This window comes from Nonomuraea sp. NPDC050227 (assembly GCF_044459705.1).
Taxonomy (GTDB): Bacteria; Actinomycetota; Actinomycetes; order Streptosporangiales; family Streptosporangiaceae; genus Nonomuraea.
Genome location: NZ_JBITJF010000001.1, coordinates 1,244,828 through 1,270,455, shown reverse-complemented (window position 1 = coordinate 1,270,455; position 25,628 = coordinate 1,244,828). Strand labels below are relative to the sequence as shown.

Annotated in this window: 17 protein-coding genes and 1 pseudogene; 9 read left to right on the top strand and 9 right to left on the bottom strand. The window is 73.3% G+C overall.

Annotated elements, in window-relative coordinates; genetic code table 11:
• The first annotated feature begins 51 nt into the window (after positions 1-51).
• The 3 genes from ACIBK9_RS06545 to ACIBK9_RS06535 all read left to right on the top strand — a co-directional run bounded on the left by ACIBK9_RS06545 (position 52) and on the right by ACIBK9_RS06535 (position 3,455).
• A complete protein-coding gene (locus ACIBK9_RS06545) occupies positions 52-1,569 on the top strand; it encodes an FAD-dependent monooxygenase (RefSeq protein ID WP_397155676.1) in 1,518 nt (505 codons plus the stop codon).
• A 131-nt stretch (positions 1,570-1,700) separates the two neighbouring features.
• Positions 1,701-2,654 (top strand): NAD-dependent epimerase/dehydratase family protein, encoded by a 954-nt coding sequence (locus ACIBK9_RS06540; RefSeq protein WP_397155674.1) that lies wholly within the window; start codon positions 1,701-1,703, stop codon positions 2,652-2,654.
• 51 nt (positions 2,655-2,705) lie between these two features.
• Positions 2,706-3,455 (top strand): sulfite exporter TauE/SafE family protein, encoded by a 750-nt coding sequence (locus ACIBK9_RS06535; RefSeq protein ID WP_352360786.1) that lies wholly within the window; start codon positions 2,706-2,708, stop codon positions 3,453-3,455.
• Here the strand turns inward: ACIBK9_RS06535 and ACIBK9_RS06530 are convergent.
• From ACIBK9_RS06530 to ACIBK9_RS06520, 3 genes are all read right to left on the bottom strand, one after another.
• Positions 3,452-4,648 carry an FAD-dependent monooxygenase gene (locus tag ACIBK9_RS06530; protein ID WP_397155672.1) on the bottom strand — a complete coding sequence of 399 codons (1,197 nt, stop codon included), beginning with the start codon at positions 4,646-4,648 and terminating at the stop codon, positions 3,452-3,454. The two genes, ACIBK9_RS06535 and ACIBK9_RS06530, sit on opposite strands and share 4 nt — an antisense overlap.
• The gene (locus ACIBK9_RS06525) at positions 4,645-5,241 is read right to left on the bottom strand and encodes a PadR family transcriptional regulator (RefSeq protein WP_397155670.1); all 597 of its coding nucleotides are present in this window, start codon (positions 5,239-5,241) and stop codon (positions 4,645-4,647) included. The genes ACIBK9_RS06530 and ACIBK9_RS06525 overlap by 4 nt, the downstream gene beginning before the upstream one ends.
• A 64-nt stretch (positions 5,242-5,305) precedes the next feature.
• Positions 5,306-6,025, bottom strand: a complete 720-nt coding sequence (locus tag ACIBK9_RS06520) for a hypothetical protein (RefSeq protein WP_397155668.1) — start codon at positions 6,023-6,025, stop codon at positions 5,306-5,308.
• A gap of 198 nt (positions 6,026-6,223) precedes the next feature.
• On the opposite strand from ACIBK9_RS06520, the gene ACIBK9_RS06515 reads away from it, so the two are divergent.
• On the top strand, positions 6,224-7,783 hold the full coding sequence (locus ACIBK9_RS06515; protein WP_397155666.1) for a cellulase family glycosylhydrolase: 1,560 nt from the start codon (positions 6,224-6,226) through the stop codon (positions 7,781-7,783).
• A gap of 126 nt (positions 7,784-7,909) precedes the next feature.
• On the opposite strand, the gene ACIBK9_RS06510 is transcribed toward ACIBK9_RS06515, so the two are convergent.
• Entirely contained in the window at positions 7,910-8,488 is a 579-nt protein-coding gene (locus tag ACIBK9_RS06510; protein ID WP_387681751.1) for a TetR/AcrR family transcriptional regulator, read from the bottom strand.
• Positions 8,489-8,631: 143 nt separating this feature from the next.
• Here ACIBK9_RS06510 and ACIBK9_RS06505 point away from each other — a divergent pair, with 143 nt between their 5' ends.
• Positions 8,632-10,161, top strand: a complete 1,530-nt coding sequence (locus ACIBK9_RS06505; protein ID WP_397155906.1) for an MDR family MFS transporter — start codon at positions 8,632-8,634, stop codon at positions 10,159-10,161.
• Between the two features lie 162 nt (positions 10,162-10,323).
• Positions 10,324-13,227 (top strand): ATP-binding protein, encoded by a 2,904-nt coding sequence (locus tag ACIBK9_RS06500; RefSeq protein WP_397155664.1) that lies wholly within the window; start codon positions 10,324-10,326, stop codon positions 13,225-13,227.
• Here the strand turns inward: ACIBK9_RS06500 and ACIBK9_RS06495 are convergent.
• A complete protein-coding gene (locus ACIBK9_RS06495; protein WP_397155662.1) occupies positions 13,224-16,646 on the bottom strand; it encodes a M28 family peptidase in 3,423 nt (1,140 codons plus the stop codon). The two genes, ACIBK9_RS06500 and ACIBK9_RS06495, sit on opposite strands and share 4 nt — an antisense overlap.
• 295 nt (positions 16,647-16,941) lie before the next feature.
• On the opposite strand from ACIBK9_RS06495, the gene ACIBK9_RS06490 reads away from it, so the two are divergent.
• Together ACIBK9_RS06490 and ACIBK9_RS06485 are read left to right on the top strand one after the other, a co-directional pair.
• Positions 16,942-20,031 carry a BTAD domain-containing putative transcriptional regulator gene (locus ACIBK9_RS06490; RefSeq protein ID WP_397155660.1) on the top strand — a complete coding sequence of 1,030 codons (3,090 nt, stop codon included), beginning with the start codon at positions 16,942-16,944 and terminating at the stop codon, positions 20,029-20,031.
• A gap of 99 nt (positions 20,032-20,130) precedes the next feature.
• Entirely contained in the window at positions 20,131-21,288 is a 1,158-nt protein-coding gene (locus ACIBK9_RS06485) for an FAD-dependent monooxygenase (protein ID WP_397155658.1), read from the top strand.
• Here ACIBK9_RS06485 and ACIBK9_RS06480 read toward each other — a convergent pair.
• The 3 genes and pseudogenes from ACIBK9_RS06480 to ACIBK9_RS06470 all read right to left on the bottom strand — a co-directional run.
• Positions 21,282-22,100, bottom strand: coding sequence for an SAM-dependent methyltransferase (locus ACIBK9_RS06480; protein WP_358291810.1), 819 nt, complete (start codon positions 22,098-22,100; stop codon positions 21,282-21,284). The two genes, ACIBK9_RS06485 and ACIBK9_RS06480, sit on opposite strands and share 7 nt — an antisense overlap.
• Positions 22,101-22,167: 67 nt before the next feature.
• Positions 22,168-23,061 (bottom strand): hypothetical protein, encoded by an 894-nt coding sequence (locus ACIBK9_RS06475; RefSeq protein WP_397155656.1) that lies wholly within the window; start codon positions 23,059-23,061, stop codon positions 22,168-22,170.
• A gap of 33 nt (positions 23,062-23,094) precedes the next feature.
• Positions 23,095-24,063 (bottom strand): annotated as a pseudogene (locus tag ACIBK9_RS06470) (NAD(P)H-dependent flavin oxidoreductase); the annotation flags it as partial.
• 189 nt (positions 24,064-24,252) lie between these two features.
• On the opposite strand from ACIBK9_RS06470, the gene ACIBK9_RS06465 reads away from it, so the two are divergent.
• The gene (locus ACIBK9_RS06465) at positions 24,253-24,438 is read left to right on the top strand and encodes a hypothetical protein (protein WP_352320620.1); all 186 of its coding nucleotides are present in this window, start codon (positions 24,253-24,255) and stop codon (positions 24,436-24,438) included.
• 37 nt (positions 24,439-24,475) lie between these two features.
• On the opposite strand, the gene ACIBK9_RS06460 is transcribed toward ACIBK9_RS06465, so the two are convergent.
• On the bottom strand, positions 24,476-25,576 hold the full coding sequence (locus ACIBK9_RS06460) for a serine hydrolase domain-containing protein (RefSeq protein WP_397155654.1): 1,101 nt from the start codon (positions 25,574-25,576) through the stop codon (positions 24,476-24,478).
• Between the last annotated feature and the right edge of the window lie 52 nt (positions 25,577-25,628).

The following is a 25,628-nucleotide window of genomic DNA, read 5'->3' as shown; positions in this document are numbered from 1 at the left end:
CGCGCGGCGCTTGGAGTATGCCGATGATCACCATGACGAATGGGAGCAAGCGTGCGCCAGACCGACATACCGGTACTGATCGCCGGAGGCGGGCCCGTCGGGCTGGCGACGGCCGTGGAGCTGGCCCATCACGGCGTGCGCAGCATGGTCGTCGAGCCGCGCGAGAGCGTGTCGTGGCTGCGTCCGCGCGCCAAGACCACGTCGGCCCGGTCGATGGAGCTGCTGCGCAGGTGGGGGCTGGCCGAGACGGTGCGCGCCCGCGCGCCGCTCGCGGTCTCCTGGTCGGACGAGGCGGTCTTCACGACCGGCCTGCTCGGCCGCGAGATCACCAGGATCGGCGGCTGCTTCGGCCTCGACCTGACCGGCTCCGACCTGGCCGCCGAGCCGGGCCAGCAGGTGCCGCAGCCGATCGTCGAGGAGGTGCTGCGCGAGGCCGCCGGTGACGCGCTGCTCGCCGGCTGGCGGGTGACCGGCCTGCGCGAGGACGCCGACGGCGTCACCGCCGACCTGGCCGCCGCGGACGGCGGCACCCGCCAGGTGCGCGCCGCCTACGTCGTCGGCTGCGACGGCGCCCGCAGCGTGACGCGCCCGGCCATCGGCGCCCGCTACGAGGGCCGCCAGGACGCCAGGCCCAACTTCAACGTCGTCTTCCGCGCGCCCGGCCTGGCCGAACGGGTGCCCCACGGCCCCGCCGTGCACTACTGGGTGCTGAACCCGGCCCAGCCCGGCATGCTCGGCCGGCTCGACCTGGAGGACCTGTGGTGGTGCATCGCCCAGGGCGTCCCGGCGGAGGGGACCGACCCGGTCCGCCTGGTCCGCAACCTGGTCGGGGCCGACGTCGAGGTCGAGATCCTGGCCACCGACCCGTGGACCGCGCGCATGCTGCTGGCCGACCGGTACGCCGGCGAGCGGGTGTTCCTGGCGGGCGACGCCGCGCACCAGAACCCGCCCTACGGCGGCCACGGCTTCAACACCGGCCTCGGGGACGCGGTCAACCTCGGCTGGAAGCTGGCCGCCGTCCTGAACGGATGGGCCCCCACGACCCTGCTGAACAGCTACGAGGCCGAACGCCGGCCGGTCGCGGCGGCCACGATCGAGGCCGCCGCCGCCAACATGGCCACGCTCGCGCCCGAACTGGCCGATCCCGCGCTGATGGGTTCGGACGCCGACTTCGAGCGGGTGCGCCCGGCCGTCGCGGAGGCGGTGCGGCGGACCAAGGACAGCGAGTTCCACAGCCTGGACCTGGTGCTGGGGTACACGTACGCGGGGTCGCCGGTGGTGGCCGGCGGGTGCGGCGAGCGGCTGCCGCACCGGTGGCTCGCTCCGGGCGAGTCGCTCTACGACCGGCTCGGGCCCGGGTTCAGCCTGGTGGGCGACCTGTCGTCGCCGGAGGCCAAGGTGCTGGTGGAGCGGGCGGCCGAGCTGGGCGTGCCGCTGCGGGAGGTGGACCTGCCGGACGCGGCCGGCGCACTGGCCCTGGTCCGCCCCGACCAGCACGTGGCCTGGCGCCCGACGCCGGGCCAGGACGCGGCCCACGCGCTGGACCTGGCGATCGGGCGCTCTGCCTGATCCGCCCCCTGGACCTGGCGATCGGGCGGCCTGCCTGATCCGCTGCCTGGACCTGGCGATCGGGCGACGCGCCTGATCGCCCCCGGGCCCGGCGATCGGGGGTCCGGTTCGAGCCGGTCTAGGGTGGGTGCATGCGCGTAGTGGTGATCGGGGCGAGTGGGCACATCGGCACCTATCTGGTCCCGCGCCTGGTGGACGCGGGCCACGACGTGGTCGCGGTGAGCCGGGGCAAGCGGGAGCCGTACACGCCGCACGGCGCGTGGGAGCGGGTCGCCACCGTGGTCGCCGACCGGGAGGCCGAGGAGGCCGCGGGCACGTTCGGGCGGCGGATCGCCGAGCTGGAGGCCGACGTGGTCATCGACCTCATCTGCTTCACCGAGGCGAGCGCCCGCCACCTGGCCGGGGCGCTGGCCGGCCGGGTCCGGCAGTTCCTGCACTGCGGCACGATCTGGGTGCACGGCCCGAGCACCCGCGTCCCGACGACAGAAGACCGCCCGAAACGCCCCATCGGCGAGTACGGCCGGCAGAAGGCCGCGATCGAGGCGTACCTGCTCGACCTGGCCGCGCGGGAGGGGTTCCCGGCCACGATCGTCCATCCCGGGCACATCACCGGCCCGGGATGGATCCCGGTCAACCCGGCCGGCAACCTCGACCCGGCCGTGTTCCAGGCGCTGGCCGACGGTGCGGAGGTGCGGCTGCCCAACTTGGGCATGGAGACCGTGCAGCACGTCCACGCCGACGACGTCGCCCGGCTGTTCGTGGACGCCATGAACAACCCGGCCGCCGCCAGGGGCGAGAGCTTCCACTCGGTGGCCGTGACCGCGCTGACGCTGCGCGGCTACGCCGAGGCGGTGGCGGGCTGGTCCGGCCGGGAGGCGCGGCTGTCGTACCTGCCGTGGGAGCAGTGGCGGGAGACCGTGCCGGAGCACCACGCCCGCGTCACCTACGACCACATCGCGCACAGCCCCCACTGCAGCATGGAGAAGGCCGGACGGCTGCTCGGCCACCGCCCCCGGCACACCTCGCTGGAGGCGGTCGCGGAGGCGGTCGACTGGCTGGTCCGGGCGGGCACCCTCACCCGCTGACCCCCACCTGACCAGCGAGCGCACCAGGGCCACGCACTAGAGTCACCCGCCATGACACCTTGGGAGATGGCCGCGGTCTTCGCGGCGGGCGTCGGAGCGGGAGGCATCAACGCCGTCGTCGGTTCCGGGTCGCTGATCACGTTCCCGACGTTGCTGGCCGTCGGCCTGCCGCCGGTCACCGCCAACGTCTCGAACAACATCGGCCTGGTGCCCGGCGGCGTGACCGGCGTCCTCGGCTACCGCGCCGAGCTCAAGGGTCAGCGCGGCCGCCTGCTCCGGCTGGCCTCGGCCTCCGCGCTGGGCTCGCTGATCGGCGGGCTGCTGCTGCTCAACCTGCCGGAGCGCACGTTCACGGCGGTCGTGACGGTGCTGATCGGGTTGTCCTGCGTGCTGGTCCTGGCCCAGCCCAGGATCAGCCGGCTGCTGGCCAGCCGTCCGCGGCAGGCGCACGGCGGGCCCTGGTTGTGGCTGGGCGTGCTGGCCGCCGGGGCGTACGGCGGCTACTTCGGCGCGGCGCAGGGCGTGCTGCTCATCGGGCTGCTCGGCATCTTCCTCGACGAGGAGCTGCAGCGCGTCAACGCCGCCAAGAACGTGTTGTCGCTCGTGGTCAACGCCACGGCCGCCGTCCTGTACACGCTGGTGGCCGACGTCGACTGGTGGGCCGTGCTGCTGGTGGCGCTGGGCTCGACGGTCGGCGGGTTCCTGGGGGCGCGGGTGGGACGCAGGCTGCCCGCGCCGGTGTTGCGCGGTGCGGTCGTCTGCATCGGGGTGGTGGCGATCGTCAAGCTGCTGACCGCTTAGGCGGTCACCGGCTCGTCCCAGTCGAGGTGGTGGCGCTGCTCGGGGCCGAGGGCGCGTTCGGGGGCCAGGAACGTCCGGGTGGCCAGCGGCATCATCAGCCGCATCATCGTGACGGCGAAGGGCCCGAGGGTCTTGCTGCTGTTCGTCCGGGAGGCGCGGGCGGCGACCCGCTCGACGCGGTCGCGGCGCAGCCGTACGTAGGCGTCGAACGCGGCGGGCACGGCGGGCAGGTCGCGCAGGCAGCGGGCGAGCTGGACGGCGCTCTCGGCGGCCAGCGACGCCCCCTGCCCCGAGCTGGGCGAGGGCGCGTGCACCGAGTCGCCCACCAGCACCATCCTGCCGCGGTGCCAGTGCGGGACGCTCGGCATGATCTCCACCGTGCCGAGCGCCACCAGGTTCTCGGGGGACGTGTGCCGCACCAGCTCCTGCCCCGGCTCCTCACCCGCGAAGAGCTCGCCCAGGCGGCGCAGCCACTCCCCGGCCGGCACCCGGCGCGCCTGCGCGGACGTCGTCGGCTCGGCGTGCGGCACGTTGCAGAACCAGGCCGTGCGCCCGTCGGGCTGCACCCAGTAGCCGAGGAACGCCCGCCGCCCGAACACGAAGCAGGACGCCTGCTCCCCGGCCGGCACGGCGACGTCGGCCAGGCCGCCGAAGTTCAGCAGGGGCACGTGGCGCGGCCCCGGGGCGGCCGGGTCGATCAGGGACCGGACCACGGAACGGATGCCGTCGGCCCCGACCAGGATGTCGGCGCTCGCGCTGCCGCCGTCGGCGAAGCGCGCGGTGACGCCGCCGGGGTGCTCCTCGACGCCGACCAGGCGGCGGCCGTACTCCGTGCGGATGCCGGCGGCCAGGGCCCGGTCGCGGACCGCGCCGTAGAGCTGCGAGCGCCACATCGCCTGGCTGGGCGGCAGGTCGGGCAGGCCGGCCAGCTCGCCCATGCGCCGGCCCGCGCCGTCGCGGACGACCGTGTGCGCCACCGGCTGGCCGACCGCCCGGACGGCCTCCTCCGCGCCGACGGCCCGCAGCGCCGCTAGCCCGTTCGGGGCGATCGTGAGCGTGCCGCCGACGCCTTCCGCTCCCCGGTCGTACGCCTCGTACAGGGTCGCCTCGATCCCCGCGCGGCGCAGCGCCATCGCGGTGACGGGGCCGGCGATGCCCCCGCCGATCACCAATGCCGTGCTCACTGCTGTCATTGCCGACTCCCGAACATCTCGTGCCAGGTCCTGGCGTAGTCAGGTGCGCTGAGGGACTCGATGAGGCGGGCGACGAAGGCCAGCTCGGCGTCGAGCACCGCGAGGCGGTAGTCGTCCTCCACGAGGAACACCCAGGCCACGCCGTCCGCGCGGGCGGCGTCGGCGGTCCGGGCGAGCTCGGCCCGCTGGGCGGTCATCGCCGCCGCGCGCCGCTCCAGCAGCCCGACGGCCTCGGCCGGGTCGAGCACGCTGATCAGCGACAACGCGACGCCGAAGTGCGGATAGTCCTCCTGCGGCGTCGAGACCAGCTCGCGCAGCCAGTCGTAGAGCTCCGCGCGGCCCTCGCCGGTGAGCTCGTAGAGCGTGCGCTCGGGCCGCTCGGTGTCGCGGACGGTCTCCCGCTCGACGATGAACCCCGCCTTGGCGAGCTGCTTGACGACCATGTAGAGCGAGCCGCGGTTGTACTTGAAGCTCTTGTCCTTGTCGGTCTCCTGCAGACGGCGGCCCAGCTCGTACGGGTGCATGGGCTCGACCAGCAGGAACGCCAGCACCGCCAGCGCGAGCGGGTTGGCCACCTTGCGGCGCTTCTCCATCGGAGTCCCCTTTAGTTGATATCAACTATCCATCGTCGGCTAGTTGATGTCAACTATAGAGGAGTCAGCCCGTCATCCCCACGAGGAAGGCCGCCGGGACCAGCGCGACCGTGAGCACGAGCGCCCACCAGCGGGGCGCGGGGCCCGTCCGGAGCACCGCGACGCCCATGGGCGCCAGCGCGACGACGAGCCCGGCCAGCGCGGCCAGCGCGATCGGGTCGCTGCTGCCCTTGAGCACGCCGAGCGGCAGCCCGGCCGCCAGCGCCAGCGCGACGCACCTGACCACGCCGGCCGGCCCGGCCCCGAAGGCCCCGGCGCGGAAGGCGCCCACGGCCAGCACGACCCAGCCGCCCATGATGCAGACGTTGACCGCCTTGAACACGTGGAAGGCCCCGTACGTGCCGGCGACGACCCGCTCGGCCGCCTCCGGGCCGAGCGCGTCCACCAGCTGGAACGCCAGATGGCTCACCCCGGCGTGGAACACCCTGCCGAACAGCCCCAGCACCGCCAGCGTCACGCCCCACCTGGCCAGAGCCGGATGGGTGACGGCGATCATCCGGCCGAGCGCGGTCACCGCCGGCCACAGCAGCACGGCGCCCGCGGCGTACAGGCTGTAGGACAGGGCCATGCGGCCCGGGTCGGCGGCGTAGGCGGCGAGCTGGCCGGGGAAGAAGTCGTCGGCGCCGAGGCGGACGAGGACTCCGGCCAGCAGCAGCACCGGTCCGAGCACCAGCCCGGCGCCCTCCACCCAGCGCCCGGGGATCGTCATGCGCGTGATCGTCATGCCTGCCATCCAAGTGACGGACGCGTCCGGGCACATTGGCGCGGCCGCGAGGACCCGTACTCCACCTGGCACTACCACGGCATGAAAGTTTCAGGCGTTCCCGCAGGTCAGACGGGCTGACCGGCGTCCTCGCATTGACGTGCCCGAACGCGGCGGCCGAGCATGACGCCGCGTTCCCCCTCGCGGAAAGGGCACCCCATGCAGACCTCGAAGGCGGCACTGACCGCCCTGGCCACGGTGGTGGCCGGAGCGGCTGTCGCCGTCGCGCTGACCACCACCCCGGCGGGCGCGGCGACCGGAACAGGGACCGGCTACCTGCACACCAGCGGCAACAAGATCCTCGACAGCACCGGGGCGACCGTCCGGCTGACCGGGATCAACTGGTTCGGCATGGAGACCGACAACAAGACCTTCCACGGCCTGTGGTCGAGCAACCCCTGGAAGAGCCAGATCGACAAGATGGCCTCGCTGGGCTACAACACGCTGCGGGTGCCGTACTCCAACGACGCGCTCAAGCCCGGGGCCACCGCCACCGGGATCAACGACTACGTCAACCCCGACCTGGTCGGCCTGTCCCCCATGCAGATCCTCGACAAGGTCGTGGACTACGCGGGCGTCAAGGGCATGCGGATCATCCTCGACCGCCACCGCCCGACCGCGGCCGGCCAGTCCCCGCTCTGGTACGTCAGCGCCACCCCCGAGAGCACCTGGATCAACGACTGGAAGGCCCTGGCCCAGCACTACGCGAACAACCCCACGGTCATCGGCGCCGACCTGCACAACGAGCCGCACGCCGAGGGCACCAACCCCAACGCGACCGGCGCCTGCTGGGGCTGCGGCGACCAGGCCCGCGACTGGCGTCTGGCGGCCGAACGGGCGGGCAATGCCGTCCTGGGCGTGAACCCCGACTGGTTGATCTTCGTCGAGGGCGTGAGCTGCCCGAGCGGCGGCCTGTCGAACGTCTGGGACAACGATCCCGGCAATGACGAGGACTGCGGCTGGTGGGGCGGCAACCTGTCGAAGGCCGGCCAGTACCCGGTACGGCTCAACGTCGCGAACCGCCTGGTCTACTCACCGCACGAGTACGCCACCTCGGTCTACCACCAGACCTGGTTCGACGCCCCCGACTACCCCGCCAACATGCCCGCCATCTGGGACAAGTACTGGGGCTACCTGTACAGGCAGAACATCGCGCCGATCATGATGGGCGAGTTCGGCACCACGCTGGCCTCGAACGTCGACAAGGTCTGGCTCCAGGAGCTCATGAAGTACACCGGCACCGGGGTGAACGGCATGTCGTTCACGTACTGGTCGTGGAACCCGAACTCGGGCGACACCGGCGGCATCGCCAATGACGACTGGACCACGATCAACCAGGCCAAGCAGGACATCCTGCAGCCGTACCTGATCCCGCCGGCCGGGGGCGGGGGCGACCCCACGACGTCGCCGACGGCGAACCCGCCGGGGCAGTGCACGGTCGGCTACAAGCAGACCAACGCCTGGCAGGGTGGCTTCCAGGGCGAGGTGACGGTGAAGAACACCGGGACGTCGCCGATCAACGCCTGGACCGCGAGCTGGACCCTGCCCTCGGGCGTCACCCTGAACAACGCATGGAACGCGGTGGTGACGGTCTCGGGCGCCACGTGGACCGCCAAGGGGCCCGACTGGGCGCGGAACCTGGCGCCGGGGGCGTCGGTGGCGATCGGCTTCACCGCCAACGGCACGGCCGCCACCCCTGCGAACACCACCTGCTCCTGACCCCGCCTGTTCCTGACCCCGCCTGTTCCTGACCCCGCCACCCCCGTGAACACCACCTGCTCCTGACGCCGCCACCCGTTCCCTGCTCCCACTCCCGCCCGCGTTCCCGCATCGGGACGCGGGCGGTCAGCTGAACGGGCGGGACATCTCGTCGAGCATCTCGGCCATGACCTCCCGCAGCGAGCGCGACTGACGCTCCTCGACCCACAGATGCGACCCGAGCCGCAACGCCGTGAGGAACCCGGCCGCCATCACCTGCGGACGCACCGGGCTCTCCCGCCCGGAGATCGCCTGGGCCAGGTCGCGCTCCAGCGCCGCGTGGTTGGCGAGCTGCCGGGCCAGCAGCGACGGGTGCCGCTTGGCCAGACGGGCGCGCACGGCCCACTCCCGCGCCGGCTCGCCCACCTCCTCGAACACGTCGTCGATCGCCCCGCAGAGCGCCTGCCAGGCGGTCCGGCCGGCCGGCTGGGCGCCCACCTTCTCGACCAGGTCGCGGATGCGCTGCTCCTCGCCGTAGAGGACGGCGTCCTCCTTGCCGGCGAAGTAGTTGGAGAACGTGCGGCGCGAGATGTTCGCGGCGTCGGCGATGGTCTCGACCGTGACGGCGTCGAGGCCGTGCTCCCCGACCAGCCGCATGGCCGCCTCGTGCACGGCCTGCCGCGTCTCGGCCTTCTTGCGTTCGCGCAGCCCGCCGGTGCTGTCCATGATGCGCCAAGCCTACCGTCCGGGAATATATGCTCAGCGGGCAAACTTTCCCATTGGGCATTGTTTTACGTAGGAGGAGGCCGCGCATGAGCGCACCGACCGTCCCGGCCGCGCCGCCGGGTCAGATGAGCCATCGGCAGATCATGGAGGCCCTGAGCGGGCTGCTGCTCGTCCTGTTCGTGGCGATGATCAGCGGCACGATCGTGTCGGTCGCGCTGCCGCAGATCATCGGCGCGCTGAACGGCACGCAGTCGCAGTACACCTGGGTGATCACCGCCTCGTTGCTGGCGTCCACGGCCTCCACCCCGATCTGGGGCAAGCTGGCCGACCTGTTCAGCAAGAAGCTGCTGTTGCAGATCTCTATCGTGATCTTCATGGTCAGCTCGGTGGCCTGCGGCTTCGCCCAGGACACCGCCCAGCTCATCGCCTTCCGCGCCCTCCAGGGCCTCGGCATGGGCGCGCTGCAGGTCCTGGTCCAGGTGATCATCGCGGCGATGATCAGCCCCAAGGACCGGGGCAAGTACAACGGCTACCTCGGCGGCGTCATGGCCGTCGCGACCGTGGCCGGGCCGCTGCTCGGCGGCCTGATCGCGGACACCTCCTGGCTCGGCTGGCGCTGGTGCTTCTTCGTGGCGGCGCCGTTCACCGTGGTCGCCTTCCTCCTGCTGCAGAAGACCCTGCGGGTGACCCACGTGCGCCGCGAGGGCGTCAAGGTGGACTACGTCGGCGCCACGCTGATCGCGGTCGGCGTGAGCGTGCTGCTCATCTGGGTGACCTTCGTCGGCAACTCCTTCGACTGGCTGTCCTGGCAGACCGCCGCGATGGTGCTCGGCGGCGTCGCCGTCCTGGCGGTGGCGACCTGGGTGGAGACCGTGGTCAAGGAGCCGGTCGTGCCGCTGCACGTCATCCGCCGCCGTACCCCGGCGCTGGCCATCCTGGCGAGCCTCGCGGTGGGCATGGCGATGTTCGGCGGCTCGGTCTTCCTCGGCCAGTACTTCCAGATCGGCCGCGGCTACAGCCCGACCGAGGCGGGGCTGCTGACGATCCCGATGATGCTCGGCGTGCTGCTGTCCTCGGCGATTTCCGGGCGCATGGTGTCGAGGAGCGGGAACGTCAAGCCGTACATCGTCACCGGGGCGGTCGTGCTGACCGCCGGGTTCCTGGTGCTGTCCACGATGGACCACCAGACCTCGCTCGTGCTCATCGCCGGCGCGATGGTGCTGGTCGGCGCGGGCGTCGGCATGTCGATGCAGAACCTGGTCCTCGCGATCCAGAACACCGTGCCGCTGCGCGAGCTGGGCGCGGCCAGCGGGGCCGTGACGTTCTTCCGCTCGCTGGGCGGCACGGTGGGCGTGTCGGTGCTCGGCGCGGTGCTGGCCAACCAGGTCGCGACCGGCATCGCCGAAGGGCTGGCCAAGGTGGGCATCGACCCGGCCAAGGCGGCCGCGGGCGGCAGGAGCACGCTCAACATCGCGGCGCTGCCGGAGCCGTTCAAGGGCATCGTCAGGGCCGCGTACGGCGACGCCACCGGCCACATCTTCCTGATCTCGGCGGGCATCGCCGTGATCGGCGTGATCGCCACCCTGTTCCTCAAGCCGGCCAAGCTCCGCGACAGCGTGGACCTGGCCGAACCCGCCCCGGCGGGGGACGGCAGGACCCCCGTCGCCTCCTGAGGCGACGCCCGCGCGGGACGGGGCGGCCGAGGGCGCCGGGATCACCGGCGCCACCAAGGGCACGGCATTTGACCGGAAAACAGAGGGTTGACCCGCGCTGACCCGTGATGGATAACAGTATTCCGACAGGGGGAGTAAACCTGCACTGTTACGGAGACCCCGATGACAAGCCTGGCTTCTCCTGGGTTGATCGGGCGTGACGCCCAGTTACGCTCACTCGTCGACGCCATCACCGGCCCTCCGGCCGTCATCCTCGTGCAGGGCGAGGCGGGCATCGGGAAGACCCGGCTGGTCAGGGCCGCGCTCGACCTGTTGCCCGACGGCGAACGCACCGTCCTGATCGGCCATTGCCACCAGATCCGCGAGCCGTTCCCGTACGGCCCGGTGTTCGACGCGCTGCGGCACGTCGGATGCGCGCTGCCGGAGACGGGCACGCTCAACCCGGTCACCGGCGCCCTGCGCGGCTACCTGCCGGAGCTGGCCGGGCACCTGCCGCCGGTGCCGTCGCCGCCCCCGCTGGACGACCCGCGCGCCGAGCGCCACCGCCTGTTCCGCGCGGTGCACGCGCTGCTGGCCGCCGCGGCCCCGGCGGTGCTGGTGATCGAGGACCTGCACTGGGCCGACGACGGCACCCGTGACCTGCTGCGCTTCCTCACCGACCAGCCGCCGGCGGGGCTCGCGCTGGTGGTGACGTTCCGCCGGGAGGGACTGCCGGTGCCGGGGCTGCCGTTCGGGCGGGCGTACCGGCGTCCGCCGGGGGTGCGCAGCGAGGTGATCTCGCTGACGCCGCTCGACGTCGAGGGGGTGCGCCGCCTGACCGGGGCGCTGCTCGGCCGTTCCACGCTGACCTCCGACTTCGTCACGAAACTGCGCGACCGCACGGCGGGGGTGCCGTTCGTGATCGAGGAGGTGGTGCGCTCCTTGCTCGACGACGAGGGCCAGTTACTCGGCGGCGAGGAGGAGCCGGAGGTCCTGGAGCGCATGGCGGTGCCACTGCTGCTGCGCGAGGCGATGACCGAGCAGCTCACCGGGCTCTCACCGGCCGCGCTGCACGCCGTGCACGCCGCCGCCGTGCTCGGGCTGCCCGCCGACGAGCAGCTCATCGCCGCCGTCTCCGGCCACCCCCTCGGCGACGGGCTGAGCCAGGCGCTCAAGGCGGGCGTGCTGCTCGAACAGCACGACGGCCAGTACGGCTTCCGCCACGCCCTCGCCCAGCAGGCCGTCTACGACGCGATCCCCGGCCCCGACCGGCGGCTCACCCACCAGCGGGCGGTGACCGCGCTGTCCGCCCTCGAACCGCCGCCGCTCGTCCAGCTCGCCTACCACGCCAGGCGCGCGGGCGACTTCGAGTCCTGGCAGCGGCACGGCCCCGCGGCGGCCGACCACGCCGCCGCCATCGGCGACATCCCGCTCGCCGTCGAGGTGCTGGCCGGCATGCTGGCCGACCCGAAACTGCCGCACGACGCGCGCGGCCCGCTCGCGCTGCGGCTCAGCCGGGTGGCCGCGATCGGGCTGTCCTACCGGCGGGTGGTGCGCTCGCTGCGCCACCTGCTGGCCGAGGACTTCCTGTCCCGGCACGTACGCGGCGAGGCCCGGCTCAACCTGGGCGTGCTGCTGTCCAACCAGGCGGGCGTGGTCGCCGCCGGCCGTCAGGAGATCCTGCTCGCCCTGCCCGACCTGCACGACCGGCCGAGCCTGGCCGCGCGCGGACTGGCGCTGCTGGCGATGCCCGCCTGGGGCGACGAGCCGCTGGCCGTCCACGAGGAGTGGATGAACCGGGCGGAGAAGCTGCTGGCCACGGTCGAGGACCAGGATCCGGAGCTGACCGCCGCCGTGCACGCCAACAAGATCAGCCTGGCCATGATGCTGGGCTCGCCGGACGCCTTCGACCTGGCCGCGGCCCTGCCCGCGAACGACCCGTCGGCGGCGGTGCGCAGGCAGGTGGCGCGCGGCTACGCCAACCTGTTCGACGCGGCCATCGCGCTCGGCCACTACGCGGCGGCCGAGCGCTTCGCCGACCAGAGCAGGCGCATCTCCGAGGAGACCGGCGCGCAGTACCCGGTGTTCCTGGTGGAGATGTCCTCGATCCGGCTCGCCCTGCTCACCGGCCGCTGGGAGGGCCTGCGGGAACGGGCCGTCGCGGCGGTCGAGATGACGGCCGAGGCGCCGCTGCTGGCCGTGGACGCCCGGCTCGTGCTGGGCATGCTGGCCCTGGCCAGGGGCGAGTGGGAGGAGGCCGCCGAACACCTGGTGGCGGCGGGGGTCAATGACGTGGAGTCGGGGTTCCTGCCGGTCGCCGCCGTGGCCTCGGGCGGCCTGATCGAGCTGCACCTGACCCGCGACTGCCCGCACGAGGCGCTGGCCGAGGCCGAGCGGGCGGTGGCCAGACTGCGGCGCAAGGGCATGTGGGTGTGGGGCGACCAGCTCGTGCCCCCGGCCGTGACGGCGCTGCTGAGAGCCGGACGGGCGGAGCAGGCCGAGGAGCTGGTGGCCGAGTTCGCGGCGGGCATCGAGGGCCGCGACGCGCCCTCCGCGCACGCCGGCCTCGACGCGGCGGCCGGCGCGCTGGCCCTGGACCGGGGCGCGTACGAGGAGGCGGCCAGGTGCTTCGCCAGGGCGCGGGCCGCGTACGAGGCGATGCCGAGGCCCTACACCGTGGCCAGGACGGCCGAGTCCGAGGCGGCGGCCCGGCTGGCGACCGGCGACCGGGCACGGGCCGCCGACCTGATCGCGGACGCCTGCGAGCGGTACGCCGGCCTGGGCGCGACCCACGACGCCGCCCGCTGCCGCCACCTGCTGCGCGAGATCGGGCCGGGCAGCGCGCCGCGCCGGGGCAGGAAGGGCCGCAGCGGGGTGTTGTCGCCGCGGGAGGCCGAGGTGGCCAGGCTGGTCGCGCTGGGCCGGACGAACAGGGAGATCGCCGAGGTGCTGTTCCTGTCCCGGCGGACGGTGGACACGCACGTCGCGCGGGTGCTGCAGAAGCTCGGCGTGCGCACCCGCAACGACGTGAAGGAGCCCCGGCCGGATGACCGGCCGGGGCTCCTCAACCCTGATTCCGACGGTTAGACCGTGATGCTCCAGGAGTCCAGGAAGCCGGTGTCACCGGCGTAGACGTCCTCGATGTCGAGCGTCCAGGTGCCGGCGGCCTGCTGGCTGACCGGGATCGAGAAGGTCCTGGTGCCGTACTGCGTGCAGGTGGTGCCGCCGTAGGCGTCGACCACGTACCAGGTGCCGCTCGGGCCGCGGAGCCAGATGTCGAGGTCCTCGGCGCAGGTGTGGCTGATCGTGATGGACACCTTGACCGGGGAGGCCGCGGTGCCCGTCGCGGTGGACGTGATCGAGCTCTGGGTGTTGGAGTAGTCCCTGATCTGGTAGTCGGTGTCGTTGGTGAACGTCCGGCCACCCGAGGTGCCCTGGACGGTCAGCGCGTACGACGTGGTGTGCGTCGCCGTCTCGCCGGTGCCGGTCACGGTGATCGTGTAGCTGCCCGCCGGGGTGGTGGGCGAGGTCGCGATCGACAGGCTGGACGAGCCGCCCGACGTGATGCTGGCCGGGTTGAACGAGGCCGTGGCGCCGGTCGGCAGGCCGCTCGCGGACAGGTTCACCGTCTGGGCGGTCCCGTTCGTGGTGGTCGAGCCGATCGTCGTCGTGGCGGTGGAGCCGGCCTGCACCGTGCCCGAACCGGGGTTGGCGGAGAGCGAGAAGTCACGCGGCTGGGTGGTGCCGCCGACCGCCTGCTTCCAGATGGCGTACGCCGCGGCGTCCGCCGCCCGGTCGAGGACGGTGTCGTTGATGTTGGAGGTGGTGTCGCAGGAGGAGTGGTAGCAGGAGTCGTAGGCCCGGTTGGCCGTGCCGCCCCACTTGGTCGCCTGCGCCGACGTCTTGGTGGCGCTCGCGCCCGCCGCCACGCCCGAGCTGGCGATGCCGGCGTTGCGGAAGGAGGCGTCGTCGGACCGGTTGGCGCCCTCGGTGTTCTCCTCAGGCTGGAGGTTCAGCTTGTCGTAGAACTCCTTCAGGTAGGACGCGCCGGTGGTGGTGATGTTGTTGATGAAGTAGCCGCCGTTGGGCGAGCCGACCATGTCGTAGTTGTAGTAGACCTTGATCTTCGACCGGTCGGTCGAGCTGAGCGAGGCGACGTAGGCCTCGGAGCCGTTCAGGCCCTGCTCCTCGTCGGTCCACCAGCCGAACCGCACGTGCTTGGTGAGCGTGGGGTTCTTCTGGGCCAGGGTCAGCGCGACCTCCAGGAGGGTGGCCGAGCCGGAGCCGTTGTCGTTGATGCCCGGCCCCGCGGACACGCTGTCCAGGTGGGCGCCGGACATGATGACCTGGTTGGCGTCGCCGCCGGGCCAGTCGGCGATCAGGTTGGGGCCGGCGCCGCTGGTGCAGTAGGAGACGCTGCAGGTCTGACGGGTCACGGTGTACCCGGCCGCCTGGAGCTTCTGCTCGACGTAGGAGACCGACTGCAGGTAGCCCTGGCCGGTGGACCTGCGGTTGCCGCCGTTCGCGGTGGCGATGCTCTGGAGCTGCGCCAGGTGCGTCTTGACGTTGGCGACGCTGACGTCAGGCGGGTCCTGGCCGCCGGGGCCGCCGCCGCCCACCGTCAGGGTGTACGTCGCGGTGTGCGTGGTGGAGCCGGTGCCCGTGATGGTGATCGGGTAGGTGCCCTGGGCGGTGGAGGCGCCGACCGACAGGGTCAGCGTGGAGGAGTTGCCCGAGGTCACCGAGGCCGGGTTGAAGCTGGCGGTGGTGCCGCTGGGCAGTCCGGAGGCGGTCAGGTTGACGGTCTGGGCGCTGCCCGAGGTCGTCTGGGTGTTGACCGTGGCCGTGGTGGTGGCGCCGGGCTGGGCGCTGCCGGAGGACGGGTTGAGCGACAGCGAGAAGTCGGGGCCGGCGGTGCCGCAGGCGGGCTCGCCGGAGGCGGCGGCGACGCTGACGGCGCTCCAGGCGGCCTTGGTGCTGTTGCACTCGGCGCTGTTGGCGCCGTACAGCTCGATGGCCGCGGCCACCGAGGCCGAGCGGATGTTGGCGTAACGCCAGGAGGAGGTCTTGCGGTTCAGGGCCCCCATGTAGATCTTGCCGGCCTTCTGGATGCTGACGCCGGTCACCGAGGACGGGCCGCCGGAGCAGATCGGGCTGGAGGGCTTGCCGCCGCCGGGGTTGTTGCCCTCGGCCAGCAGGTAGAACCAGTGGTTGAGCGGCCCGGCCGCCGAGTGCACCTCGGTGTTGGGGATGGAGGAGGAGTAGCAGTTGGGGTCGCCCAGGGCGCTGGGGTTGTACATGTTGCGGATCGGGCCCTGGCCGACCAGGTCCACCTCCTCGCCCACCAGGTAGTCCGGCGGGTCGTTGGGGTTGTTGGCGTAGGCCTCGGTCAGCGCGCCGAAGATGTCGCCGGTGCCCTCGTTGATGCCGCCGTTCTCGTTGCCCGAGCCGGCGCCGCCGGGGGTGGTCTGGAAGACGGCGTGGCCGAACTCGTGGGCCACCACGTCGATCGGGGTGGCCTGCTGGGTGTTGGCCTGGTTGTGGCCGAAGTTGGTGTAGCTGCCGTTCCAGTAGGCGTTGACGTCGGCCAGGCCGACGCGGGCGGGGAAGCCGCGGCCGCTGCCGTCGATGCCGCTGCGGCCCAGCCAGTCGCGCAGCATGTCCCACTCGCGCTGGACGCTGAACAGGGCGTCGACGCAGGCGGTCTCCAGGTTGGTGCCCGAGCCGTTGCCCCAGGCGTCGTCGGTGCCGGTGTAGGCCGAGCCGCCCTGGCCGCCGCAGGCGATGCCGGGCCGGGTGGTGTCGGTCATGGAGTAGGAGCTGCCTGAGCCGCTGGTGTTGATGGTGACCTGGCCGTAGTAGAAGCCGTTGCCGCTGCCTTCGCGGACCAGGTCGACGGCGTCGGCGACGGCGCCGGTGCGGGCGTCGACGTAGACGTTCTGCACGCTGGGCTTGCCGTCGGCCAGGCCGGAGACCTTGACCTCCCAGGCCGGCCTGGGCGTCGCGTCCTTGGCGAGCACGACCAGGCGGGGGGCGGTGCTGTCGTCCACGCGGGACAGGCGGGCCTTGGCGGTGGCGGTGGCCTTGGCCGCCGAGATGGTGGCCTTGGTGGCGACCTCGCGCGTGGTGGGGCCGGCGGCCGAGACGGTGTCGCGCACGTTGCCGGCGGCGTCGGTGACCACGACGGCGTCGCCGCCGATCACGGGCAGGCCCTTGTAGGTGCGCTCGTAGGCGACGTAGAACATGTCACCGGCGCCGGGGGTGACCCGGACGCGGCTGTAGGCCTCGTCGGGGCCTCTGCTGAGGTTGTCGAGCTGGCTGGAGACCGCCCTGTCGGCGACCGCCGCGGCGAGCGAGGCGGGGTCTGCCGCCGCTCGGCTGCTGCTGGAGCCTTGTTGGGCAGGGGTGGCTCCGGGCGGGGCGGCACTCGCGGGTGACGCGGGAAGCGTCAGGGTCGCGGCCGTGGCCAGGCCGGCGACCGCCGCGAGTAAGGCTTTGGGTTTCACGCTGTGGTGCTCCTTTCGGCGGGCTCCCTCCGGCCGTTGCCGTCTTGTGGGCGTGCGCGGGCCGCCGCGCGGTCAGGGGTGTCCTGGGTCGCGGGGCGTGAGGGGGATGTGGGGGGTGATAAAGGGTGACGGATACAGCAAGCGGACCGTTTCGCCTTGTTGCCGCCAGACGCTAAGCGCTGGTTGACTGCTCGAAAATACGTATGTTCATCGGTAGGCATACCGACATTTCTGTTACCGCTGGTCACACCCATCCACGTGCGGATAACAGCCACGATGCTGGACAATCGGGCACGTGCAGTTCGGCATCCTGGGCCCGTTGGAGGTGCGATCGGCCGGCGGCGACCCGATCGCCGTGGGCGGTCCCCGACCGCGTGCCCTGCTCGTCCTGCTGCTGCTGGAGGCGGGCCGGACGGTCGGCGTCGACCGGCTCATCGACGCCCAGTACGGCGAGAGCCCGCCGGCCGGCGCGGCCAACGCCGTGCAGGCGCAGATCTCCCGGCTGCGCCGCAACCTGCCCGCCGACCTGATCGAGTTCCACGGCGCCGGCTACCGGCTGGCGGTCCCGCCCGAGGACGTCGACGCCCACCGCTTCGAGCGGCTGGCCCGCGACGGCCGGCGGCTGCTCGCGGCGGGCCGGCACGCGGCGGCGGCGGCCGTCCTGCGGGAGTGCCTGGATTTGTGGCGCGGCCCGGCGCTCGCGGACGTGCGCGAGGCCGCCTACGCGCCCGGGCAGGCCGACCGGCTGGAGGAGCTGCGCCTCGCGGCCCGGGAGGACCTGTACGAGGCCGACCTGCACCTGCCCGAGGCCGAGCCCGCGGCGGGGCTGCGCGAGCTGGTCGCCGCCCACCCGCTGCGGGAACGCCCGCGCGCCCTGCTGATGCGCGCCCTGCACGCGGCCGGACGGCAGGCCGAGGCGCTGGCCGTCTACGACGAGGGGCGGCGGCTGCTCGCCGACGAGCTGGGCGCCGACCCCTCGCCCGAGCTGGCGGCGCTGCACCTGGCGATCCTGCGCGGCGAGCAGCGGCGCGCGCACGCCACGCGGTCCGCGCCGCCGCCGCAGCTCACCACGTTCGTCGGCCGCGAGGAGGAGCTGGCGCGCCTGGCCGCGCTGCGCGGGGCGCGCCTGGTCACGATCACCGGCCCCGGCGGCACCGGCAAGACCCGCCTGGCCGTCGAGGCCGCCACCCGCGACCAGGAGCGGCAGGCGTGCTTCGCCGACCTGTCGCCCGCGGCCGGGGAGGGACAGGTGCCGCTGCTGGTGCTGAACGCGCTCGGGCTGCGCGAGTCGGCGCTCAGCCCGGGCGTCCCCGGCCTGGCCGACCCCGCCGAGCGCCTGGTCGCCGCCCTCGCCGAGCAGGACCTGCTGCTCATCCTGGACAACTGCGAGCACGTCGTCGCCGAGGCCGCCACGCTGGCCCGCCGCCTCCTGGCCGGCTGTCCCGGCGTGCGCGTCCTGGCCACCAGCAGGGAGCCGCTGGGCATCACCGGCGAGCACCTGGTGCCGCTGCCGCCGCTGGGCACCCCGCCCCCGGGCACTCCCGCCGGGGACGCGCTCGCCTACCCGGCGGTCAGGCTGTTCGCCGACCGCGCCGCCGCCGTACGGCCGGGGCTGGAGCTGGACCTCGACGCGACGCTGAGCATCTGCGCGGCGCTGGACGGCCTGCCGCTGGCCATCGAGCTGGCCGCGGCCCGGGTGCGCACGTTCCCCGTGGCGGAGATCGCCGCGCGGCTGGCCGAGCACGGCCGGTTCCGGCTGCTCTCGCGCGGCGACCGCACGGCCGCCGCCCGGCACCGGACGCTGCACGCGGTGGTGGAGTGGAGCTGGGACCTGCTGGACGCCGAGGAGCAGGTGCTGGCCAGGCGGTTCTCGGTGTTCTCCGGCGGGGCCCGGCTGGAGGCGGTCGAGCGGGTGTGCGGCGAGGACAGCGCCGTGCTGCTGGCCGATCTGGTGGACAAGTCGCTGGTGGAGACCGCCGGCGACCGCTACCGCATGCTCGACACCGTCCGGCTGTTCTGCGCCGAGCGGCTGGCCGAGGCGGGCGAGGAGGAGCGGATGCGCGCCGCGCACGCCGCCTGGCACCTGGCGCACGCCCAGCGCGCCGAACCCCACCTCTACCGTGCCGAGCAGCTCGAATGGCTGGCCCGCCTGGGGGCCGACGACGCCGATCTCCAGGCCGCGCTGCGCTGGAGCGTCGAGCACGACCCGCCGGCCGCGCTGCGGCTGATCGCCGCCCTGGCCATGTACTGGTATCTGAGCGGGCGGCGCGGCCAGGCCGTCCAGCCGGCCCGGCGGCTGCTCGACGTGCTCGGCCCCGAGCCGCCGGCGGGCCTGACCGACGAGTACGTGCTCGCCGTCCTGCACGCCGCCCCCGGCACCGGGTCGCCGCACTGGAGGCGGGCCGCCGAGATCACGACGGACCCGGACCGGCCGGTACGGCATCCGTTCGCCGCCGCGTTGTGGGGCATGACCGCGGGGCCGCCCGAGCGCGACGTGGAACGGCCGCGGCAGCGCGAGCTGGGCGGCGACCCGTGGAGCCGGGCGCTCGGCCGGCTCGGCGAAGCGCTGCTCATGCTGCTGAACGGCGGCATGGTGGCGGCCGAGCGGGAGCTGGAGATCGTGCTGGCGGAGTTCGGCGCGCTGGGCGAGCGCTGGGGGAAGGCGCAGGGGCTCGACTGGCTGGCGGTCATCGCGGGCTGGCGCGGCGAGTGGGCGCGGGCGACGGAGCTGTGGGCGCAGGCGCTCGAACTGCTCGACGAGCTGGGGGCGCTGGACGAGCTGGTGGACGTGCTGTGCCGGCGAGCCGACGCCCGGCTGCGCGCGGGCGACCTGGCCGCGGCCAGGGCCGACTGCCTGCGCGCCCGTGAGCTGGCCCGCGAGCTGGGGCGGCCCGAGCTGACGGCGGCCGTGCACGTGAGGCTGGGCGACCTGGCCAGGATCGAGGGGGATCTCGGCGAGGCCGCCGAACGGCTGCGGGACGCGCTGGCCGCCACCGCTCCGGGCTCCCCACTGGCCGGCAGCACGGATCCGCAGGTGCTCACGGCGCTGGCCCGGCTGGCCCAGGCCAGGGGCGAGGCGGCCGAGGCCGTGGCCCGGCACCGGGAGGCGGTGGCCGTCGCGCTGCGCTCGCCGGTCGACAGCGACCTGGCCGACGCCGTCGAGGGCCTGGCCGGGGCCGCCCTGCTCGACGACCCGCCGGAACGGGCGGCGCTGCTGCTCGGCGTGGGGGTGGCGCTGCGCGGGACGGCGGTGACCGGCGACCACGACGTGGCCGCGACGGCCGCCGCCGCCGCGGCCGCGCTCGGCCCGGAGCGCTTCGCCGCCCTGTACGCCCGCGGCGCCGCGATGACCAGGGACGAGGCCCGGTCCACGATCCTCACCTGACAGCCCGCCGAAATGCCCCTGACAGTCCGGGACGGCCGCGCCGGGGACTGTCAGCCGGTCGTCGCCGGGCTGTCAGCGCTCCCGGCGAGGCTTGCCGACATGAGAGACAACCTGCACAACACCCGCGTACTCATCTCCGGAGCCAGCATCGGCGGCCCCGCGCTGGCCCACTGCCTGGCCCGCCACGGCTGCAACGTCACCGTCGTGGAGAAGGCGCCGGCCCTGCGCGAGGGCGGCCAGGCGGTGGACTTCAAGGGCGAGACCCACCACACCGTCCTGACCCGCATGGGCATCCTGGACGACGTGCGCCGCCTCCAGACCGGCGGCACCGACCAGCACTTCGTGGACGCCGACGGCCGCACGCTCGGAGTCATGCCCGGCGAGTTCACCGGCGGCGACATCGAGATCCGCCGCGGCGACCTGGCCCGCCTGCTGTACGAGCGCACCGCGTCAACCTGCGAGTACGTCTTCGGCGACTCCATCACCTCGCTCACCGAGGCCGCGGGCGGCGTGCACGTCACCTTCGAACGCTCGGCCCCCCGCACGTTCGACCTGGTCGTGGGCGCGGACGGCATCCACTCCAACGTCCGCAGGCTGGCCTTCGGCCCCGAGTCCGAGTGCGTGGACTTCCTCGGCCACTACTACGCGCTGGTGGAGCTGGACACCGACTTCGGCCCGCACGGCCAGATGTACAACGAGCCCGGCAGGATGGTCGCGGTCGGCGGGCCGAAGGCGCCGGCGTTCTTCGTCTTCGCCTCCGAGCGGCTCGACTACGACCGTTACGACGTCGAGCAGCAGAAGGCGATCCTGGAGCGGGCCTACGCCGGCATGGGCTGGCGCACCCCGCAGGTCCTCGACGCCGTGCGCGGCTCCAAGGACGTCTACCTCGACTCGATCAGCCGGGTGAGCATCGACCGGTACGTCAATGGCCGGGTGGCGCTGCTGGGCGACGCGGCGTACGGCAGCACGCTGGGCGGGTTCGGCAGCGGGCTGGCCCTGGTGGGGGCGTACGTGCTGGCCGAGGAGCTGGCCGCGGCGGGCGGCGACCACCGCGTGGCCTTCGCCGAGTACGAACGCCAGATGCGCCGCTACTCCAAGGTCACGAGGAGCGGCAACAACGCGGGCACGTTCCTGGCGCCCGGCTCCCCCGCCGGGATCCGCATGCGGAACTGGACCTTCAAGTTCGGCTTCCTGCTCGGCCTGATGATGAAGGTGACCGACAAGTTCGCCACCAACATCGCGCTGAAGGACTACTGAACGGGCACCCGGCCCACGCCCGCGTCGAGCCGGAGCCGGGGGGTGCCGTCCAGCGGCGGGACGTGGTCGTCGTCTGTGAGCCGCCAGTCCTGGACGGGCACCAGGCCGGGCCCGATCAGCTCGAACCCGTCGAACAGCCGCAGCACCTCGCCGTGGCTGCGGAACGCGCCCTGGGCGGGCGAGCCGGCGGTGGCCAGGCGGAGCTGGGCGATGGCCTCGGGAGAGCTCTCGGCCATCGCGTGGGACAGCACCAGATGGCTGCCGGGCGCCATGGGCTTCCTGAAGGCGGCGACGATGCCGGGCGGGTCCTCGGCGTCCATGACGAAGTGCAGCACGCCGACCATCAGCACGCAGACCGGCTGGTCGAAGTCGATGAGGCCGGTGACGTGCGGGTCGGCGAGTATGTCGGCGGGCCGGCGCAGATCGCCCTGGATGCCGGCGACGCCGGGCTGGTCGGCGAGCAGCACCTGGGCGTGCAGGCGGACCATCGGGTCGTGGTCCACGTAGACCACCCGGCAGGCGGGGCTCACCTCGCGGACGGTCTCGTGGATGCTGGGCGAGGTCGGGATGCCGGTGCCGAGGTCGATGAACTGGCGCACGCCCTGGCGGGCGACGTGGCGCACGGCCTCGATCTGGAAGCGGCGGTTGGCCCTGGCGACGGCTCGGGCGTCGGGCGCGACGGCCAGCAGCCGCTCGGCGACCGCGCGGTCGACGGCGACGTTGTCCTTGCCGCCGAGCAGGTAGTCGTACACCCGGGCGGAGCTCGGCACGTTCGGATCCACGCCGGGCGGAACACGTTCTAGCTCAGACATGGTGACCCATTTCCTCGCCTGCCACTGTTCGGTGGCCATACTAATCGGTAACTTACCGGAACGTGTTCTATTTGGCCGCGTAACCGCAGGGGCGGGGGTCGTCGAACTCGGGGTCGAGCTCGATCCTGCTCAGCACCGTCGCGTCGATCGGACGGCGGATCGTGCCGGCCGTGGCGCAGTCGTAGAACACGTACGCGCCGGAGTCCTGGCCGAGCACCAGCCAGCGCTGCCCCTTCGACAGGAGCTTGCCGGAGTCGTCGCGCACCTCGGCCCACTGGTTGGAGAACCCGGTGAGCTGGAGCACGAGGTTGGCCTCGCCGCGGTCGTGCACCCCCTCGGCCCCCTGCGTCATCCAGCCGACGAGCACGAACCCCAGGCCCACCCCGACCAGCGCGCCGGTCAGCACGCGCATCGCGGCCCGTCCGGTGGGCCGCGCCCGCAGCAACCGGTACGGCACCAGCAGGCAGAACAGCCCGACCACCGCGACCGTGATCAGCACCGGCGTGCCGGTGACGTCGAGGATGCCGAGCAGCCCCCAGTACGCGACGCCCGACAGCGCCGCGCCCACCGCTGCGGCCAGCCACGGCTGTTCCCGCCCCCGGTCGAGGACGCGTCCGGCGGCGCCGCGGGTGATCCGGTCGAGCAGCCACCAGGCGCCCACGACCAGGCCGAGCAGCGGCAGCAGGGTCAGGAAGAGCAGCACGAGCGTCGCCACCAGGTGGCCGAAGATGCTCGCCTGGGTGAGCCCGGCCTGCTCAGGGGTGACGCCGAAGGTGTCGTAGACGCTCTCGAAGCCCAGGTAGAGCAGGGCGTACACGGCGACGGCGATCGGCACGACGACCGTGCCGATCTTCTCCATCACCTCCAGCACGCTGCCCCTGGCGGACGCGGTCTCCGGCGCCGTGGCGACGGAGGGCGCGGCGGGTGCCGGGGGCGCTGGGGGGAGCGTCTGATGTGTCATGGCACAAGAGGATGCATCAGGCCAGGAGCGGCGTCATCCGCCGGGCTGGGCGAAGCGGCGCAGCAGGGCGTCCGCCTCGGCGAAACCGGCCACCACGTCGGCGGCCGTGCGCCGTTCGCGCACCATCCCGACGGCCTGGCCCGCGTAGATGCAGGCGGTGTCGAAGTCGCCGTCGCGGCGGGCGGCGGCGATCCGCGCCGCGGCCTCCTCGTCGGCCGCCAGCTCCTCCTCGTGACCGGCCCAGCGGTCGAAGAACGTGTTGCGCAGGGCCCGGCCGCCGTACTCGGCCGGCCAGTCGAGCCGCTGGGCCACGTCGAAGACGCGGCCGTAGGCGGTGTCGGTCTCGGCCGCGGCCAGCACGCGGGCCGCCGCCGTCTCCGGCAGGGCCGTCTCCGCGCAGCCCATGAACGCCGTGCCGGCCCACGCGCCCTCGGCCCCCGCCGCCAGCACGGCGGCCAGCCCGCGCGCGGTGGCGATGCCGCCCGCCGCCAGCACCGGGACGCGGACGGCGTCGAGCACGCTCTGGAGCAGCGGCAGCGTGCCGACGTCGGCCCGGCCGTGGCCGCCCGCCTCGGCCCCGCGCGCCACGACCGCGTCGACGCCGGCCTGCTCGGCGGCGCGGGCCTCGTCGGTGGTGCCCGCCTGCGTGACGACCGTGATGCCGGCCTGCCGCAGCTCCTCCACGTACCGCTGGTACGGCCCGAAGCTCACGGAGACGAGCCGCGGCCGGGCCGCGAGCACGGCCTCGAACTGGGCCGGGTTCCCGGGCAGCGCCCAGGCCATGAGCCCGATCCCGTACGGCCGCCCGCTCCCGGCGGCGACGGCGGCCTCGGCCTCGATCCAGGAGGCGGGGGCGGCGGCGGACACCCCGATCACGCCGAGCGCGCCGGCCGCGGAGATGGCGGCGGCCAGCCGGCCCGCGCCCACTCCGGCCATGGGCGCGCCAACCAGGGGCACCGTCAGCCCGAACCGCTCGGTCAACCACGTCCGCACGCCGGCCTCCTTGCACGTCGCCTGCCGTTGTCAGTCTCGCACCCCGCCCTCTGCGAGCATGGCGGGAGGGCGACAACGCAGGATCCGTACGAAAGTAGAGCCGGATGACCGATGCGCCGGAGGCGGCGGCTGTGCATCCTGGTGGGGACGGGTCCGGCGCGCGTGGCCTGTTGTGAACCCGAGAGGAGTCGCCAGGACATGGACAGCGCTGCGAGCCGCCCGACCGTGGTCTTGGACAACGGTGTCGTCGGCCGGATCATGCTGGCCCACCGGTCGAGGAGCGATCTCGTGCTCGTGCTCGGCATGGACGGCACCCTGCTGAGCTGCGACCTCGACGGCATCGCCTGCGTGGTCGGCGGCCGCCCCCTGTGCCGCGACGGCTGAGCCCCGGCGGAGGCGGCGACGCCCCCGCGCCCGGCGGTCAGGACCGGGCGACCAGGGCGGCCAGTTCGCCGACGGCGGCGAAGTCGTTGGTGAGGCGGTTCTTGGTGAGGGCGACGGCGGTGCCGGTCGCGGTGTCGGCCCACGCGTAGCTGCCGCCCGCCCCGCCGATGCCGAACGCCGTCGCGCTCTCCTGCGGCGAGCCGCCGGGAAGCCCGATGGTGAAGCCGAGACCCCACGTCGAGGGCATGCCGAAGACCTCGTCCGGGCCGCTGTAGGCCACCGTGGTCGCCTCGCGCAGCCGCTCCGGCGAGATCAGCCGCACGCCGTCCACCTCGCCGAGCAGGGCGGCGTACATGCGCGCGATCGCCCTGGCCGAGGTCTTGCCGCCGGCCGGGATGTCGGCGGTCAGGTAGTCGGGCCTGCTGCCGAGGGCGGCGTTGGGCATCAGCTCCATCGGCCCGGCCCTGAACATCGGCAGGTCGGCCGGCATGTCCCCGAACGCCGACGGGTCCATCGGCTCGTCCTCCAGGCGGGCCAGGCGGTGCTGCTCCACCGGCGGCATGCCGAAGTAGAGCTCGCGGGCCACGCCCAGCGGGCCGGAGACCTCCTCCAGCAGCACCTGCGAGATGCGCTTGCCGGTGGCTCTGCGGACGATCTCGCCGACGAGGAAGCCGAAGGTGTAGGCGTGGTAGCCCATCTTCGTGCCCGGCTCCCACCACAGCTCGGCGTTCTCCAGGGCGGCGACCATCTTGTCCCAGTCGCAGACGTCCTCGGGCGTCGTGTCGAGCGGCACGCCGGGCACGCCGGCCGTGTGGGTCAGCACGTGGCGGACGGTCACGCCGCCCTTGCCTTTCCTGGCGAACTCCGGCCACAGGTCGGCGACCGGGGTGTCGTAGTCGTACAGGCCGCGCTCGGCCAGCATGTGGGCGACCGTGGAGGTCGCGCCCTTGCCGATGGAGAAGTTGTAGAACGGGGTGTCGGAGGTGACCGGCCGGCCGGTCTCCGGGTCGGCCACGCCCGCCACCACGTCCACGATCTGCACGCCGTCGCGGTAGACGGCCACCTGCAACCCGCGCTCGGCGCCTGACTCGACCAGCTTGTCGGCGGTCTGCTGCACCTGCTGCTGAAGGTCGCTCATGAGGTCGTCACTCCTGTTCGTTTCGGGAACTGGACGGTACAGTACTCAAATG